Source organism: Streptosporangium becharense (assembly GCF_014204985.1).
GTDB lineage: Bacteria > Actinomycetota > Actinomycetes > Streptosporangiales > Streptosporangiaceae > Streptosporangium > Streptosporangium becharense.
This window is the reverse complement of record NZ_JACHMP010000001.1, coordinates 7,038,666-7,053,866: the sequence shown is the minus strand read 5'-3', so window position 1 is coordinate 7,053,866 and position 15,201 is coordinate 7,038,666. Positions and strand designations below refer to the sequence as shown.

Genomic DNA, 15,201 nt, shown 5'->3' with positions numbered 1-15,201 from the left:
CTTCGCCAACAGTGTCTCCTTCGGGAGGCGGGGTTCCACCCCCCGGCCCGGCGGCCGGGAGGTCACGACGGTGACGTCACAGCCGGCAGACAGCCCGGTAGAGGCCCACGTTCGAGGTGACCGCCTTCGGCGTGTCGGGGAACAACTCCAGCCAGACGGACGCGCTCGCGTTGTAGGTCGGCTGGGTGGCCCACACCGCGTGCTGGGTCTGGCTGCCCTGACCGTGGAAGTACACGTATCCCACCGCGGACTTCTCCTTGACGGAACCGTGGTCGATCACCCAGCGGTAGGGCACCCGGCCGGGCCCCTTGGCGGTGATGGCCCCGGAGAGGTAGTGGCGGTAGTCGGGGTTCCAGCCGCAGTAGTAGAGGTACTCCGCCTTCTCCGGCGCCGTGACCTTCTCCACCTGCGCCTCGGCCTCGGGGAGAGGGCCGTTCTGGCAGGTCACCGTGGAGGTGGCGGTGTTCGACCTGACCCCGTTGACCTCGATGGCCAGCGTGACGGTACCCGCGCCGGTGATGGGCTTGTGCGCGGCGAAGGTCCGGTACGGCTCGTTGAGCCTGACCTCCTCCACGGGGCCCGGCGTGCCGTTCCAGATCCGCCGGAACTTGACGATCGCCGGCGTCTTCTCCGCCTCGATCCGCACGGTGAACGGCAGGTCGCCGACGCCCGGGTCACCGGTGGGCGGCGGACAGACCCCGTCGTAGGACGGCCGGAGCGCGGTCACCGTGACCTTGGCGTCGGTCGCGTCGGTGCACTTGATGTCGTAGTCGACCTTGTTGGAGAGCGTGGGTGCGCCCGGGGAGACGACCTCGATGGCCCGCCAGCCCGTCCGGGTGTCGAAGGCCACCTTCTCCTCGTACTTGACCGGCACCTCGGTCGCGCCGCCGGCGGCGAACTCCTGGGTGAACTCCCCGGACTTCCATCCGTTGCTGTCGACCCACCGGTACTTGACGGTCGCCGGGACCCGGGAGACCTTGAGCGTTCCGGAGGTGGTCCAGTAACGCGGGTTCCAGCAGGAGCCCTCGTAGTTCCCGTTCGTGATGCCGGTCGCCGTCGCGGTGACCTTCACCGGGTCGGGGTCGGGCGTTCCGGACGTCGTGGGCGTCGCGGTCGGCTGGGCGGTGGCCGGCGGGGTGCTCGGCTCGGGCTTGCGCGTGGGCGACGAGGTGGGAACGGGCGCGGGCGTCGAACCTGACTGGACGATCACCGGGCCGTGACAGCCCACCCGGAAGGTGGTCTTGGCCCCCGTCTTGCGCCGAGTGCCGAGCACCTGCAGCGCCTGCCAGCCACGGGTGTCGGCGGTGAACGTGCGCCGGTCCCAGACGGTGACCTGGCGTCCCTTGACGAGGACCGTGCGCACCGCCCCCGCCTTGCCGCCCTCGTACAGCCAGCGGTACTTGACCTTGCTACCCGGGCCGGCCTTGATGGTCGCGGCGAAGCCGACATCTACCGGGCAGTCGCCGTTGTAACGGGCCGGTGACGCCTTGGTCGCCGAGACGGTCACCGGGCCGCCGGGAGCGGCGACAGCGGCGGCCGGCGTGGCCGCCAGAACGCCGCAGAGCGCGGCTCCCACCGCGGCTGCCACGGCAGTGTTTCTTATGTTGAAAATCACGGTCGGCAAGGGTAAGGGAAGCCGTTTGAGATTCGTCAGTGATCCACTTGAAGCGACTGGGAGCGTCGACTTCAGGATTTGTGAGACTTCGCGGTCTTCACACCGCGCGGGACGGCGAAGTCGGTCAGCACGGCCGTCCCCGGAGCCAGCCCGGACCAGGGCCCCGGAACGGCCAGGACCGCGATCGCCGACGTCGGGAACTTCTCCCGGACCCGCTCCAGCGCGTCCCCCGCCGCCTCGCCCGCCAGCGCCGTGACCAGTTCCTCCAGGCCCGGGTTGTGCCCGAGCAGCAGCAGGGTCCGCACGCCGTCCGGCACCTCGTGCACGATGCCGAGCAGCCCGGGGACGCTCGCCTCGTACACCCGCTCGTCGTAGGAGACGGGCACCTCGGTGCCCAGTTCCCCGGCGACGAGTTCCCAGGTCTCACGGGTGCGCAGGGCCGGTGAGGAGACGACACGGTCCGGCGGCGGGCCCGCTCCGCGCAGCCACCTCCCGACGGCCGGGGCGTCACGGCGGCCCCGCGGCGCGAGCGGCCGGTCGAAGTCGTCCACCCCCGCCGGCCAGGCCGACTTGGCGTGGCGCACCACGATCAGTTTCCGGGAAGCGTTCTCGGTCATGAGACCAGCATCTCAGCTCGCCCGCCGAGCACCTCGGCGACGTCGTCATCCACCGGTACGGGCGAAAGCGGCCATCCGGGCCGGTACACGCGATCCGCTTGAGACGCGTGGAACCGTCGTGAACCAAGTGGGCACTCGTGGCGTCGTAGCGGGTGTGACCCGCATGCCGCTCGCCACCGTCCTGTTGCTCGTCGTCGCCCTGTCGCTCGCCGGCTGCGGCGGGGGCGCCTCCCCTGCCGGATCGGCCGCCGCGTCACCGGCCCCGCCCCAGGCCGCGCCGGAGCCGGGCGACGCCGTGATCCGCTTCCTGGAATGCCTCAACGCCGAGGGAGGCTGCGCCGAGAGCGGCCGGATGAGCGTCACCGGCGACGGCAGGGCCCTCACCCGGCGGGACGGCGAACTGGTGGTCCTGCAGATCCCCGTGTCCGAGGTCGAGGACATGCGGGGCCGTCTGGTGAAGTCCCTGGCCCGCCGGCCGGGAACGCTCGACCGCACTCGGGGGCTCAGCGACCAGCCGTACGCCGTCATCACCGCGGTGGCTGCGGACGGGCGGGTCCACGAGACCAGGCTGGAGGGGGGACCGCTGGTCGAGGACGAGTGGTTCGTCGCCGAGCAGGAGCGCCTGAGTGCCCTGACCGGCCGGATCCTCGCCACCGGGAAGGTCGACCGCAAAGCGCCGATCGAGGTGTCGATGTACGAGGACGAGGACGTCGAGCCCGCGCGGCAGGCGACCTGGCCCGCCGGCGTCCCGGCGCCAGCCATGCCCTCGGATCCCCGTGCCGTCGCCGAGCGGGAGTACCGGGGCGAGGAGGCCGCCGCGGTGCGCGCCGCGCTGGGCACGGCCCTGGACGAGGTGGCCGTGCGGGTGGGCGGGCGGACGCTGATCGCCTCTTGGCGGGCCGTGCTGCCGTAGCCTCCGGGCGGGCTGTGCCATCCCGGCCGGCGAGCCGGGTCCCGGGGCCGGGGAACGAGCCGGCGGTCCCCAAGCGGGGAACGACCCGGCGGTCTCCGGGCGGGGAACAACCCGGGCGTCGCCGCACTTAGAATCGTTGAACCTTCAACGAGATGGAGAATGGTGAGCCCGATGCAGTTCGGCATCTTCACCGTCGGCGACGTCACGACCGACCCCACCACGGGCAGGACGCCGAGCGAGCGTGAACGGATCAAGGCGATGGTCGCCATCGCACTCAAGGCCGAGGAGGTGGGCCTGGACGTCTTCGCGACCGGCGAGCACCACAACCCGCCCTTCGTGCCGTCGTCGCCGACGACCATGCTCGGCTACATCGCCGCCCGCACCGAGCGGCTCATCCTCTCCACGGCCACGACGCTGATCACCACGAACGACCCGGTCAAGATCGCCGAAGACTACGCGATGCTCCAGCACCTGGCCGACGGACGCGTCGACCTGATGATGGGCCGCGGCAACACCGGCCCGGTCTATCCCTGGTTCGGCCAGGACATCCGCAACGGCATCCCGTTGGCCGTCGAGAACTACGCGCTGCTGCACCGGCTGTGGCGCCAGGACGTCGTCGACTGGGAGGGCCGCTTCCGCACCCCCCTGCAGTCGTTCACCTCGACGCCCCGGCCGCTGGACGGCGTCCCGCCGTTCGTCTGGCACGGCTCGATCCGCAGCCCGGAGATCGCCGAGCAGGCCGCCTACTACGGGGACGGTTTCTTCGCCAACAACATCTTCTGGCCGAAGGAGCACTTCATCCGCCTGGTCGACCTCTACCGGGAGCGCTTCGCCCACTACGGCCACGGCACCCCGGAGCAGGCGATCGTCGGGCTCGGCGGACAGGTGTTCATGCGCAGGAACTCCCAGGACGCGGTGCGCGAGTTCCGGCCGTACTTCGACAACGCGCCCGTCTACGGCCACGGCCCGTCGCTGGAGCGGTTCACGGCCGAGACCCCGCTGACCGTGGGCAGCCCGCAGCAGGTCATCGACAGGACACTGGAGTTCCGGGAGCACTTCGGCGACTACCAGCGGCAGTTGTTCCTCATGGACCACGCCGGGCTGCCGCTGAGGACCGTGCTGGAACAGCTCGACATCCTCGGCGAAGAGGTCGTGCCCGTGCTGCGCAGGGAGTTCGCGATCGGCCGGCCCGCCCGGGTACCGGACGCCCCGACGCACGCGTCCCTGCTCGCCCGGCGCGCCGCCGGGGCCGCGGCAGAGCAGGCGTCCGCCGGCTCCTCCGCCTGACCGGCGCACGGCACCGGCACACGACACCGGCCCGCGGCACCGGAACGCCGGTACGCGGGCCCGTCCCGCGACCGGCACCCGCCCGGCGGCCCGTCCTGAAAGACCCGGGAAAGCGGCAACGGGTCGCGGTTATGATCATCTTGGACGTGCCGGTCGGCACACGCACCCGGGGTGTGCACGTCCGTACCCGACGGTGCGCGGCGGCGGAGGAGAAACGATGTCAGGCCAGGGCCCGGTACCGGCCGGAATCGACCAGAACACGCCGAGCGCCGCGCGTATGTACGACTACGCGCTGGGCGGCAAGGACAACTACGCCGTCGACCGGATCGTCGCGGACAAGGTCTTCTCACTCGCGCCGGAGATGCCGCTGATGGCCCGGCAGAACCGCGCGTTCCTGGTCCGCGCGGTGCGTCACCTCGCGGCGGAGGCGGGCATCCGCCAGTTCCTCGACATCGGCTCGGGGCTGCCGACCCAGCAGAACGTCCACCAGGTCGCCCTGGAGGTCGCGCCGCAGGCGCGGGTCGTCTACGTGGACAACGACCCGATCGTCGCCGTGCACGGCGAGGCGCTCATCGCCGCGGCGGACAACGTGGCCTTCGTCCGCGGCGACCTCCGCGAGATCGACAAGGTCCTGGACGACCCGGAGCTACGGCGGCTCATCGACACGGGCCGGCCGGTCGCGGTGCTGCTGGTCGCCATCCTGCACTTCGTCCCGGACAGCGAGGACCCGTACGGGGTCGTGGCGCGGCTGCGGAACGCCATGGCGCCGGGCAGCCACCTGGTGATCTCCCATGTGACCTCCGACCCGGAACCCGGGCGGACGGCCGGGCTCGCCGCGACCTCCACCAGGGCCGGCGCGCCATGGGTCGCCCGCACCCGCGCCGAGATCATGGAGTTCTTCGGCGACTTCGAGCTGGTCGAGCCCGGCCTGGTCACCGCACCGGAATGGCGGCCGGGCATCGGCGGGAAGGTCGACCCGGCCAGGATGTGGGTCCTCGCCGGCGTCGGCCGCAAACGGTGACCGGGGCGGCCCGTCGGCCGCGAACACCGACCGAGGCCAGCCGTCAGCCGCGAAGACCGACCCGGTCACCCGTCGGCCGCGAACACCGACCGAGGTCAGCCGGCGGCGGTCCCGCGGGCGGCGGCGACGAAGTCCCTGATCAGTCCGGAGTCCTTCACCCCGGGTGCGACCTCCACGCCGCTCGACACGTCGACCCCCCACGGCCGGGCGGCGGCGACGGCTCCGGCCACGTTCGACGGGTCCAGACCGCCGGCGAGCATCCAGCGGCCCTCCGGGCGCCCGCGCACCGCCGCCCAGTCCCACGGCTCCCCCGAGCCCGGCCTGGGAGCGTCGACGATGAGCAGATCCTCGTCGTAGGCGCCGCAGCGCAGGTCACCGGCCGCGGCCCCGGCCCGCACCAGCGTGACGCCGAGGTCCTTCAACGCGACGAAGTCGGCGTGCGGATGGTCGCCGTGGAGCTGCACGGCGCGCACCCCCGCCTCCGCCGTGACCGCCCGGACCTCCTCGGTGCTCTCACCGGCGAAGACCGCCACGGTCAGCACGTGCGGGGGAACCGCCGCGGCCAGCTCGCGCGCCAGCGCGGGGGTGATCCGCCGCGGGCTCCTGGTCAGGACGAAACCGACGGCGTCCGCACCCACCTCCACGGCGGCCGTCACATGCTCGGGCTCGCGCAGCCCGCAGATCTTCACGTACACCCTGTGCAGACTAGTACCGACGCCGTTCAGCTACCGAAGACGGAGACAACGGTACTCTGCATCGGATATGCGCACCGTTCGCCTTGAAAACTTCACCTACAAGGTGACCGACGACCCGCTCAAGGTCATCGGTGACTTCGTGAGCTGTGCCCTCTCGTTGGAGAACATCTACAAACGTCCTCCCGTCGAGGACTTCGCGGAGCGTTTCTCCCCCGAGGGCGACGGAATGAATATTCCGGACTTCTTCGTGGCCTACCGGGCCGAGCAGCCGGATGACATCCCTCCGGAGCTCGATGAACACACCGCGGAGGAACTGGGCCGCACGGAGATCTGGGTGCTCTCGCGGCTCGAGTACGGCAAGACGCCGGACTCGGCTCTCATCGAAGGCCATGAGCTGCGGCACCTGCTGGACGAGGCTCTCACGCAGCGCGCCGCGCGGACCGCTCCCTGAGACACCGCCAGGACCGCGTGTCGTCGTCCGGCGGCCGCTCGGCCATCGGCCGGGCGGCAAGCGGAGCCTTCAGCGGCGCCCGTCCAGCAACTCCCGGATCAGTTCCAGAACCGAGCGGCCGAGGCCGTCCGAGGAGCCGGTGCCCTCCCAGCGGTAACGGCGGCCGGCCTCGTCGCCCCCGCTCTCACAGTTACGGTCGTCGACGACCAGATGTGTGCCGTCGGACTGTTGCGAGCTCGTGTCCACGCACCGGGCCCTCTCCTCTCCGGATGACGAGGAGGAGAAGCGCACCCCCCGCAGGGAGACCCCCACCACTGCGGCGAAGATGACGAGCAGGAGCACCATCAGGGCGAGACGGACCCAGCGGTTCATCGGCGGAGCCGGCGGCGGTGGCGGATCGTCGGCGGGGTCACGGAGCCTTGCGGGAATGAAGGGCTCGTCTTCGGGCTCACTCCGCGACACGGTCATGGTCCCCTTCCACTGCGCTCGACCCGCCGCGACGGGCCTGTCCGACCGCCCGAGTCTGGCGCCGATCACTTGCGGACCACTTGCGTCCGGCAGGGACGGGCGACCGGAGGCACCCTCGTCCCCGTCGCCGGCCACAAGCCGTACTACTCCGGCAAGCACAAGCGCCACAGGACGACCGTCCAGGTCCTCGCCGGCCCCGTCGGCCGCCGGGTCCGGGCCTCTCCCACTCCTACCGGGGCGGTGCACGACCTGATCGCAGCCCGCACGGCGGGCCTGATCGACGCCCTGACGGCCGACGGCGTGCTGACCTTCGCCGATCTCCTCGAGAATGGAGGTGTCGCGACGACCAGTCGATTCCGCCCTGGCAGGATGAAAAAGGCTCAGTTGAGGCAGCCTGTCCGTCGGCGCGTCCCGTGGCATGTAAGGTTTCAGCCCATGAGGGTGGATTCCAGGTAGTCTCCCGGCTGGACTTCGCCCGCGTAATCTATTGACTGATAACGCTTTGTCCGACTGGACCAGTCGAGGTTTCCGCGCATCCACGTGCGCATTCCCGCGAGGTAGGCGAGGAGCGTCTCCGAATGCTCCGTGTAGGTGCGGAGGAGCTCCCTTTCTCGCTCCATGAACAGTTCGGTCTCCACAGAAATGGTGTTGCAGACCTTGCGCAGCGCCTCGTCCTGGCTTATCCCCTGATGGTGCTGCACCACGTACACGAGGTTGTGGATCTCACCCCGAGATCGTTCCTTTTCGAGCGAGAACACATCATTTGTCCAGCATACGACGTTGCAGGCCGCGTCCAGCGTTCCAATGAATTGCGGACTCTTGTATATATGGTCGGGCATGTCGATGCGTTCGACAATCTCGATGAAATCCATGCATACATATATGGCGCCGGTGTGCCGACGATTGACGATGTATGTCTCCTCCGTGGGAACGATTCCTCTGACTCTGTTCCCGGCCTCCCATGTAGCGGCCGTCGTGAGGCAGGAGTCGAGGTGTTGCACGAACCGGCGTCTCCATTGGGGAGTGGCCTCCCGGGCAGTGCGCTGCCACAGGTCGGCGAGCGCGGAAACGGCAGTCGGGATATCAGTGCGTCTGGCGATGGCGGCCCCGAAGTCGGGGCTTTCCAGCACCTCGCGCATGCCGACGAACACCTCTCCGACCTGCTCCAGCCTCCGTCCCACATCACCGTCGTCGAGTTGGTCATCCACCAGGAACAGCCAGGCGAACCAGTCCGCCATCAAAGCCAGTCGCTCAGCATCGGCGGTGGGATGAACCACTGCGACAAACCAGCCGAAGTCCGCCCGATCAAACCGTATCCTGGCGGATTCGCGCCGTACGAGATTTCTAACACCCACCCATTCGTCGAGGTGCTTGCGAGCAGTTTCCACTCGTGGATTCAGCTGGAACGGGAAGGGGCAGAGTATGTCGGCTAAATAATCAGTCACGATGATTTCCGGTCTTATTCTGCTCGTGGACGACAAAAGGGATCCATGTCGCATGGAAGGCGCAGGAGCTCAGCTGCACCGGGTCTCATGCGGAGTCAGCGGCGACGCAGCCGAAGGTGTATTCCCCCCTTGGGGTGCAGCGTGATCAAGGGGGCGAAACCGACGGGAGGCTGACCCTGCGGCCTGGTGACATGGAAGGTTTGAGCGAACATCGCAGCCATGATGAGGAGCTCCGCCTGAGCGAAGTGCTTTCCGATGCACAAGCGCGGTCCGCTCCCGTAGGGCTGGTAGAGGTTACGGGGGCGCTTTGCGACCTCCTCCGGGGAGAAGCGTTCGGGATTGAAGCGTGTCGGTTCCGGCCAGAAGTCGGGGTGCCGATGATAGATGAACAGGTTCAGATATATGTTGCTGCCCTTCGGGATGTGATATCCGCCGATCACATCCTCCTCTATTGCGTGCCGCATCGTGTGCCAGGCCGGGGTGAACAGACGGAGCGTCTCGTCGATGACCATTCCGGTATACGTCAGTTTTGGGAGATCGTCGAAGGTTGGAGGGCGACCGCCCAATACGTCGTCCACCTCGTCCTGTACGCGCCTTTGGATCTCTTGATGCTCTGCGAGCTGATAGAAGATCCAGGAGATGGAGTTACTGGACGTCTCATAGCCGGCCACGATCATCGCCAAAATCTCGTTGGCGAGCTGGCCGGGAGTGAGCCCGGTCCCGGTCTTCGCATCTCTCGCGTTGAGCAGCCGCGTGAACAGATCGTTCCGCTCGCTGTCGTCACTTGTTCGCGCTTGGATCAGGTGCGAGACGAAGCCGTCCATCTCCTTGATGAGGGTTCGCAGCCGATTCCGGGAGGGAGTCCGCCAGCTCAGCGGCGGGAAGGGGAACCGGAAAAAATCCCCTACAATGGTATTTACCTCCACGAACTCCTCGGCGAATTTCCTGCTGCGCTCGTCCATGTCAACGCCGAACAGAGAGCGCAGCACGATCCTCAGGGCCAGGTCGGCGATTTCCGTTGTCACGTCCACGAGGTCGTCGACATACAGCTGGGACTCCCATCTCCGAAACAGCTCCGCGGTGAGGTCGGTGATGTTCACTACGAAATCGGCTACCCGCGAGCGATGGAAGGAGGGTTGCATCAGTCGACGGTGATGACGCCATGACTCACCTCCGATGTTTCCGATGAGCCCTTCCCGGAGAACGCTACGCACCGCACGGTAGAGGAAGTTGTCTTTGTCGTAGTTCGGGTGGTTGTCAACCAGGACGCGCTGGAAGTGGTCGGGATGATTCACCATGATCATCGGGAGTCCGCCGAGGCGCATGTGAAAGATGTCCCCGTGGTTCCGCACCGCGTTTTGCATGAACTCCAGCTGGTCGCGCCGGATGGCGGATACGGCGGCCAGGTTCTCCCTGAGGCTGAGCCTGGGCACGCTCTTGAGAATTGGCTTTCCACTGGCGGCCGTCGAGCCTGCATGCGTGCTTGACACTGATCGATCCTCCGTCTTGTGGTTTCCGATCGACTTCGGTCTGTTCTCTTTGCTTCCGTGAACTCGATCATCCCGTTCCGGAGCCGTGTAGCCAATTCAGTCGGCGGCCCCCGGCCGCCGACCAGCTCGTCGAACCATTTCGAGCATTCAGATTCAGTTGAGCACTGAGGCTTCCGCATGGCGCCGAAAGTGCGGCGGACATGCGGGTGCGGAACCGGTCTCTCGGCACGCCTTGAAGATAATAATCCTGCGACCGATTCAAAAGATCTCGACTTCTCGTGAATCATCCGAACAAATACTCGTGGAGTGACGGGCGAATAGCGCAGTTATTTTATGAGGGCACCCTTGCGGCTGACTGGAAGAAATTTGAAAGCATATGTGAAGTTCTTGGAGTGGCCGCGTCGGCCTGTTGTCCCGTCTCGATCGACGCCTGACGCGGCGGCCTCAGCAGACATTCACCCCGTCGGTTGACCTGCCTTTCATGTGATCGGTGGCGATCACATGGGGGTGCGGGTCGGCGCTGGTGGAGCTGAGCGTCGTGGAGCAGCGGTATCGCGCTGTGTCGGAAGTGGAAGCGGGGTGTCCGGTGACCAAGGTCATCGAGCGGGACGGGGTGCGCGGCAGTCGGTGCACACGTGGGATGCGTCGGTATCGCGGCGGCGACCTGGCTGACCGCACGCACCGGCCCGATACCTGTCCGCATCAGATTGTGGACGGACGGGATGATCTGCTGCTGGACGGTCACCGCAGTGCGGTCTGACGGTCAGCGGAAATGCCGGTAGGCGGCCGTGAGGGAGGATGGACGACGGTCACGACCGTGAGTCCCGACTGAGGTCATCAGCCGATCACATCGAGGGGACGATTCCCTTCCCGTCCCTTCCCGGCCAATGCCTTGGCCAGGCGGCGGGACTCGCCGCCGGTCTCGACCATGTGAACGCGGTGCATGAGGCGGTCGACGGTGGCAGTGGCCACGGTCTCGGGCATGATCGCGTCGAAGCCGGAGGGATGGATGTCGCTGGTGACGGCGAGGCCGCCGCGTTCGTAAGCGGCGTCCACCAAGCGGTAGAAGGCTTCGGCGGTCTCGTGGCTTACCGGCGGCAGGCCGATGCCGTCGACCACGACGATGTCGGAGCGGCAGATCCTGGCGATGGTCCGGGCGACGCCGCTGTCGGCTTCGGCGCGGCCGATGGTGACGGCCAGGGTTTCCAGGGGGAACCGGGACACGCGCAGGTCGGCGTCGATGGCCTCGTGACAGAGGGCTTCCATGAAGTCAGGCCTGCCGGTGCCGGACGGGCCGGAGATCACGCACTTCTCTCGGCGGCTGATCCGTTCCGGGGTGCGCAGGGCGTTCCGGGTGGCCTGCGGGATGGACGACAGCTCGCTCTTTCAGGACTCGAAGGTCTTGCCGTTGGGCAGGTTGGCGCTCTTGCGGCGGCTGCGGCGGGTGGTGTCGTCGCGGCCGGAAGAACGTCAACCGTGCCCACGCCCGTATCCGGGCCCTCGGCGAACACGCCATCGGCCCCCGGAAGCGTGGAAGCTTTTGCCGAAGCTCCGCTGCAGCCCCCACCACCCCACCACCCCACCGCCGTCCTGCAGGCCGTCCTCGTCCTGCAAGCCCTCGAAGACGAGCGCTGCACAGGATGAAAAAGGCTCAGTAGTCGACCTTGTACATGTAACGGCGTTCGTCGAGGGAGTGGCCGGTGACGGCCTCGAAGTGCTCGGCGAGCCTGCCGGCGAGGACGCCGAGGGCGATCGGGGCGACCTCAGCGCGCAGCACCGGCGGGACGCCGGGCAGGGTGAGGTCTCGGGAGTCGACGTGGTGCGCGTGGGCGGTGTAGCGGCCGGCGAACCTGGCGGCCCGCTCGGCGGCCGGGCGGGTGAGGTCTTCACCGACGAAGGTGATGACACCCGCGTCGCCCTCGACCATCTCGAACGCGCCGTGGAAGAACTCGCCGGCCCGGAAGGACGCCGAGCGCTTCCACTGCATCTCCATGAGATAGCACATGGACAGCAGGTAGGCGGCGCCGAAGGTGGGGCCGGCCCCGAGGACGAAGACGAACGGGCTCGCGGCCAGGTCGGCGGCGACACGGCCCAGCTTCTCGTCGGCCTCGTCCAGGCTCGCGCGCAGCGCACCCGGCAGCGCGTCGTACGCCTCGCGGACGGCGGCGGCCGTCTCGGCGGGCGTATCGCCGCCGCCCTCCAGCAGGGCCCAGGTGATGTGGGAGAGCAGGATCTGCTTGGCCGAGGTGATGGTGCGCTCGCTGCGGTAGTCGAGCGCCAGGTCGGCCAGCCTGCCGAGGGGGGAGTCGGCCCGCTGGGACAGCGAGATCACCTTCGCGCCGGCCTGCCGCGCGGCCTTGGTGGCGGCGACCGTCTCGGGGGTCGCGCCGGAGTGCGCCGAGGCGATCACGAGGGAGCGGGGGCCGAGCCGCGCCGGCGCCGTCGCGGCCACGTCGGTGCTGAAGAGGTTGTGCACGGCCAGGCCGCCGACGCGGTCGGCGAGGGTGGTGGCGGCGTGGACGCTGGAGGCGTAGGAGCCGCCGCAGCCGAGGAAGAAGACGTCGCTGATCCCGTCGGCCAGGACGTCGCCGACGAAGGCCCCGATCGTGGCGCGCTGCGCCAGCGCGTGGTCGAGGGTGGGCAGGAAGTCGGCCTCCACGGGGCGCGGGGCGCGGACGGCCGGGTTCGGGGTTCCGGGTGCTGCGGGTGCCATCTCACTCCATTGAGAACGTTCTCAGTAATCTGAATGAGAACGTTCTCAGCCGGTCGTTCCACTGTCAACCCCCCTGCCCTACACTCGTGGCCGACATGAGAAACAGACCAGCGACCTCCGTCACGATCGCCGACGTCGCCCGCGCGGCCGGCGTGTCGACGGCGACGGCCGCGCGTGCCCTCGGCGGTTACGGGACGGTGCGGCGCGACACCCTGGAGCGGGTGACCGCCGCGGCCTCCGAGCTGGGGTACCGGCCGAACGCCCTGGCCCGCAGCATGATCACGGGACGGACGCAGACGATCGGGGTGATCGTCGCGGACATCGAGAACCCGTTCTTCGCCCGCGTCACCCGGGCGATCACCGACGTCGCGCGCGCGTCCGGGTTCGAGGTCGTCCTCGCCAACTCCGACGAGGACCTGGAGGCCGAACGGGCCGCCGTCAAGCTGTTCCTCGACAAGAGGGTGGACGGCCTGATCGTGGCGGCGGCGTCCAACGACGACGGCGCGCACCTGGCGGAGGCGCGGGCCACCGGTGCCCACGTCGTGCTCGTCGACCGCCGTGTCCGGGGCACCGACTTCGACACGGTCCTGGTGCACAACCGGGCGGCCGCCCGCGACGCGGTCCGGCACCTCGTCGCCGCCGGGCACCGGCGGATCGGCTACGTCAGCGGCGCCATGGCCGTGCGCCGGGAGGGCGGGGCGACCGCCGGCCGGCCGCGTGCCATCTCCACCGGCGGCGACCGGCTGACCGGCTACCGCCAGGCGCTGAAGGAGGCCGGGCTGGCGGGCGACCTGGCGGGCGACTACGTGCGCGTCGGCGGCCCCCGGCGCCAGGACGCGTTCGTGCAGACCATGTCGCTGCTGGAGCTCGGCACGCCGCCGACCGCGATCCTCGCCACGGACAGCGTCATCGCCCTCGGTGTGATCCAGGCCGTGCGGGCGGCGGGCCGGCGCATCCCGGACGACGTCTCACTGATCTCCTTCGACGACACCGAGTGGGCGGAGGTGCTGAACCCGCCGCTGACGGTGATCGCCCAACCGGTCTACGAGCTGGGGGCCCGCGCGACCACCCTGCTGATCAACCGGCTCCAGGGCGACACGGCCGAGCCGCGCCACGTGCGGCTGACCTCGACACTCGTCGAACGCGGCTCGGTGGCCGTACGCCCCTGAGCCGCCGGAGTGCGGACCCACCCCACAGGGAAGGGATTCTCGTGGTTCAGGCGGCATGTTCCCGCGGGAGCGCGGGCCCGTCCCGCACGGGAGGGGAATCGCGGCCGGAGCGCCCGCGCTGGCCTCCGACCGCTCACGGGATGTATGTTGCGATTCTGGCGTGGGTCCAAGAACGGATAGAAGTGATGACGGTCGAGGATCCGTTGGCGGACGGGCTGACGGAGGCGTTCCTCCGGCAGAACCGCCGCTACACGAGCCATCAGGTGGCCGCGATGGCGGGCGTGCCGGTCTACCGCGCCCGCCGCTTCTGGCGTGCCCTCGGCTTCGCCAACGTCCCCGACGACGCGGTGGAGTTCACCGACGCCGACGTCGAGGCGCTCAAGACCTTGGTCGGCCTGGCCCAGGACGGGACGTACGACGAGGAGCGCGTGCTGTTGATGACCCGCTCGCTGGGCAGGGCGACCGCCCGGCTGGCGGAGTCGCAGGCCGAGCTGGGCGCCGAGACGCTCGACCAGGCGGGGGTCCCGCTCCAGGACCGCGCCGCCGCCTGGCGCACCCGCGCGGACCGGGTGGTTCCCGACCTCGAACAGCTGCTCGTCTACGCCTGGCGACGCCAGCTGGCCTCCGCCGCGGGCCGCATCGTGGACCAGGAGATCAGCACCGTACGGCTGGCCGTGGGCTTCGCCGACCTGGTCGGGTTCACCCGGCTGAGCCGCCAGATCACCGAACCCGAGCTGGCCCGCCTCGTCGAACGTTTCGAGAGCCGATCCGCCGACGTCGTCACCTCCTCGGGCGGCCGGGTGGTGAAGACGCTCGGCGACTCGGTGCTGTTCGTCACCGAGACCGCCGCCACGGCGGCCGACATCGGCCTGCGGCTGGTGGAGCTGCACGCCAGGGCGAAGACCATGCCCGCGCTCCGGGTGGGCCTGGCCGTCGGCCAGGTGATCGGCCGGATGGGCGACGTGTTCGGCACCACGGTGAACCTGGCCAGCAGGCTCACCGCACTCGCCCCGGCCGACGCCGTGCTCGCCGACCCCGCGATGGCCGAGGAACTGGAAGGCGACGCGGCGTTCGCGCTCCACCCGGTCGACCGCCTCACCGTGCGCGGGCTGGGCGAGCTCGTCCCGTTCCTCATCACCCGGGGCTGACCCGGCCGCGTCACCCAAGACTGATCCGATCACGGACCTGATCGTGAACCCGATCACGGGCCCGGTCGCGGAGCCGTTCCGCCGGAGCACCCGGCGCCCCCTCCGGAACGCCGGGTGCCGCCCGCGGGCCGGCCGTCCGTCTGCGCGGGTGGCCGTCTGCGCGGCCGGT

General features: G+C 69.1%; 14 protein-coding genes and 2 pseudogenes. 8 read left to right on the top strand and 8 right to left on the bottom strand.

Going from position 1 to position 15,201, the window contains the following annotated elements:
• Positions 1-76: 76 nt before the first annotated feature.
• Both F4562_RS30620 and F4562_RS30615 read right to left on the bottom strand, forming a co-directional pair.
• The gene (locus F4562_RS30620) at positions 77-1,588 is read right to left on the bottom strand and encodes a hypothetical protein (protein ID WP_184540066.1); all 1,512 of its coding nucleotides are present in this window, start codon (positions 1,586-1,588) and stop codon (positions 77-79) included.
• A 98-nt stretch (positions 1,589-1,686) separates the two neighbouring features.
• Positions 1,687-2,232 (bottom strand): SixA phosphatase family protein, encoded by a 546-nt coding sequence (locus tag F4562_RS30615; protein ID WP_184540064.1) that lies wholly within the window; start codon positions 2,230-2,232, stop codon positions 1,687-1,689.
• Positions 2,233-2,386: 154 nt separating this feature from the next.
• On the opposite strand from F4562_RS30615, the gene F4562_RS30610 reads away from it, so the two are divergent.
• The 3 genes from F4562_RS30610 to F4562_RS30600 all read left to right on the top strand — a co-directional run bounded on the left by F4562_RS30610 (position 2,387) and on the right by F4562_RS30600 (position 5,453).
• The gene (locus F4562_RS30610) at positions 2,387-3,145 is read left to right on the top strand and encodes a hypothetical protein (RefSeq protein ID WP_184540062.1); all 759 of its coding nucleotides are present in this window, start codon (positions 2,387-2,389) and stop codon (positions 3,143-3,145) included.
• Between the two features lie 171 nt (positions 3,146-3,316).
• Positions 3,317-4,432, top strand: coding sequence for an LLM class flavin-dependent oxidoreductase (locus tag F4562_RS30605; RefSeq protein WP_184540060.1), 1,116 nt, complete (start codon positions 3,317-3,319; stop codon positions 4,430-4,432).
• A 217-nt stretch (positions 4,433-4,649) separates the two neighbouring features.
• Positions 4,650-5,453: an SAM-dependent methyltransferase gene (locus F4562_RS30600; protein WP_184540058.1), complete on the top strand. Its 804-nt coding sequence runs from the start codon at positions 4,650-4,652 to the stop codon at positions 5,451-5,453.
• Between the two features lie 95 nt (positions 5,454-5,548).
• Here the strand turns inward: F4562_RS30600 and F4562_RS30595 are convergent, their stop codons facing one another.
• Positions 5,549-6,148, bottom strand: a complete 600-nt coding sequence (locus F4562_RS30595; protein WP_184540056.1) for a phosphoribosylanthranilate isomerase — start codon at positions 6,146-6,148, stop codon at positions 5,549-5,551.
• A 67-nt stretch (positions 6,149-6,215) separates the two neighbouring features.
• On the opposite strand from F4562_RS30595, the gene F4562_RS30590 reads away from it, so the two are divergent.
• Positions 6,216-6,599, top strand: coding sequence for a hypothetical protein (locus tag F4562_RS30590; RefSeq protein WP_184540054.1), 384 nt, complete (start codon positions 6,216-6,218; stop codon positions 6,597-6,599).
• Positions 6,600-6,668: 69 nt separating this feature from the next.
• Here F4562_RS30590 and F4562_RS30585 read toward each other — a convergent pair whose 3' ends face one another.
• Positions 6,669-6,971, bottom strand: a complete 303-nt coding sequence (locus F4562_RS30585; protein ID WP_184540052.1) for a hypothetical protein — start codon at positions 6,969-6,971, stop codon at positions 6,669-6,671.
• A 204-nt stretch (positions 6,972-7,175) separates the two neighbouring features.
• On the opposite strand from F4562_RS30585, the pseudogene F4562_RS35475 reads away from it, so the two are divergent.
• Positions 7,176-7,385, top strand: a pseudogene (locus tag F4562_RS35475) (IS5/IS1182 family transposase); the annotation flags it as partial.
• A 110-nt stretch (positions 7,386-7,495) separates the two neighbouring features.
• Here the strand turns inward: F4562_RS35475 and F4562_RS30580 are convergent.
• Complete coding sequence (locus F4562_RS30580; RefSeq protein WP_184540050.1) at positions 7,496-8,512, bottom strand: terpene synthase family protein; 1,017 nt, start codon at positions 8,510-8,512, stop codon at positions 7,496-7,498.
• Between the two features lie 95 nt (positions 8,513-8,607).
• Complete coding sequence (locus F4562_RS30575) at positions 8,608-10,002, bottom strand: cytochrome P450 (RefSeq protein WP_184540048.1); 1,395 nt, start codon at positions 10,000-10,002, stop codon at positions 8,608-8,610.
• Between the two features lie 529 nt (positions 10,003-10,531).
• Here F4562_RS30575 and F4562_RS30570 point away from each other — a divergent pair.
• Positions 10,532-10,711 (top strand): annotated as a pseudogene (locus tag F4562_RS30570) (IS481 family transposase); the annotation flags it as partial.
• Positions 10,712-10,839: 128 nt separating this feature from the next.
• Here F4562_RS30570 and F4562_RS30565 read toward each other — a convergent pair.
• A complete protein-coding gene (locus F4562_RS30565) occupies positions 10,840-11,370 on the bottom strand; it encodes an ATP-binding protein (protein ID WP_311733925.1) in 531 nt (176 codons plus the stop codon).
• Positions 11,371-11,653: 283 nt separating this feature from the next.
• Positions 11,654-12,715: an SIS domain-containing protein gene (locus F4562_RS30560; RefSeq protein ID WP_184540043.1), complete on the bottom strand. Its 1,062-nt coding sequence runs from the start codon at positions 12,713-12,715 to the stop codon at positions 11,654-11,656.
• 95 nt (positions 12,716-12,810) lie between these two features.
• Here F4562_RS30560 and F4562_RS30555 point away from each other — a divergent pair, with 95 nt between their 5' ends.
• Positions 12,811-13,884, top strand: a complete 1,074-nt coding sequence (locus F4562_RS30555; RefSeq protein ID WP_184540041.1) for a LacI family DNA-binding transcriptional regulator — start codon at positions 12,811-12,813, stop codon at positions 13,882-13,884.
• A 185-nt stretch (positions 13,885-14,069) separates the two neighbouring features.
• Positions 14,070-15,032, top strand: a complete 963-nt coding sequence (locus tag F4562_RS30550; protein ID WP_184540039.1) for an adenylate/guanylate cyclase domain-containing protein — start codon at positions 14,070-14,072, stop codon at positions 15,030-15,032.
• Positions 15,033-15,201: the final 169 nt, after the last annotated feature.

Coding starts and splice junctions, on each gene's coding strand:
- F4562_RS30590 (WP_184540054.1), top strand. CDS start 6,216: ATGCGCACCGTTCGCCTTGAAAACTTCACCTACAAGGTGACCGACGAC.
- F4562_RS30605 (WP_184540060.1), top strand. CDS start 3,317: ATGCAGTTCGGCATCTTCACCGTCGGCGACGTCACGACCGACCCCACC.
- F4562_RS30600 (WP_184540058.1), top strand. CDS start 4,650: ATGTCAGGCCAGGGCCCGGTACCGGCCGGAATCGACCAGAACACGCCG.
- F4562_RS30555 (WP_184540041.1), top strand. CDS start 12,811: ATGAGAAACAGACCAGCGACCTCCGTCACGATCGCCGACGTCGCCCGC.
- F4562_RS30585 (WP_184540052.1), bottom strand. CDS start 6,971: ATGAACCGCTGGGTCCGTCTCGCCCTGATGGTGCTCCTGCTCGTCATC.
- F4562_RS30550 (WP_184540039.1), top strand. CDS start 14,070: ATGACGGTCGAGGATCCGTTGGCGGACGGGCTGACGGAGGCGTTCCTC.
- F4562_RS30615 (WP_184540064.1), bottom strand. CDS start 2,232: ATGACCGAGAACGCTTCCCGGAAACTGATCGTGGTGCGCCACGCCAAG.
- F4562_RS30560 (WP_184540043.1), bottom strand. CDS start 12,715: ATGGCACCCGCAGCACCCGGAACCCCGAACCCGGCCGTCCGCGCCCCG.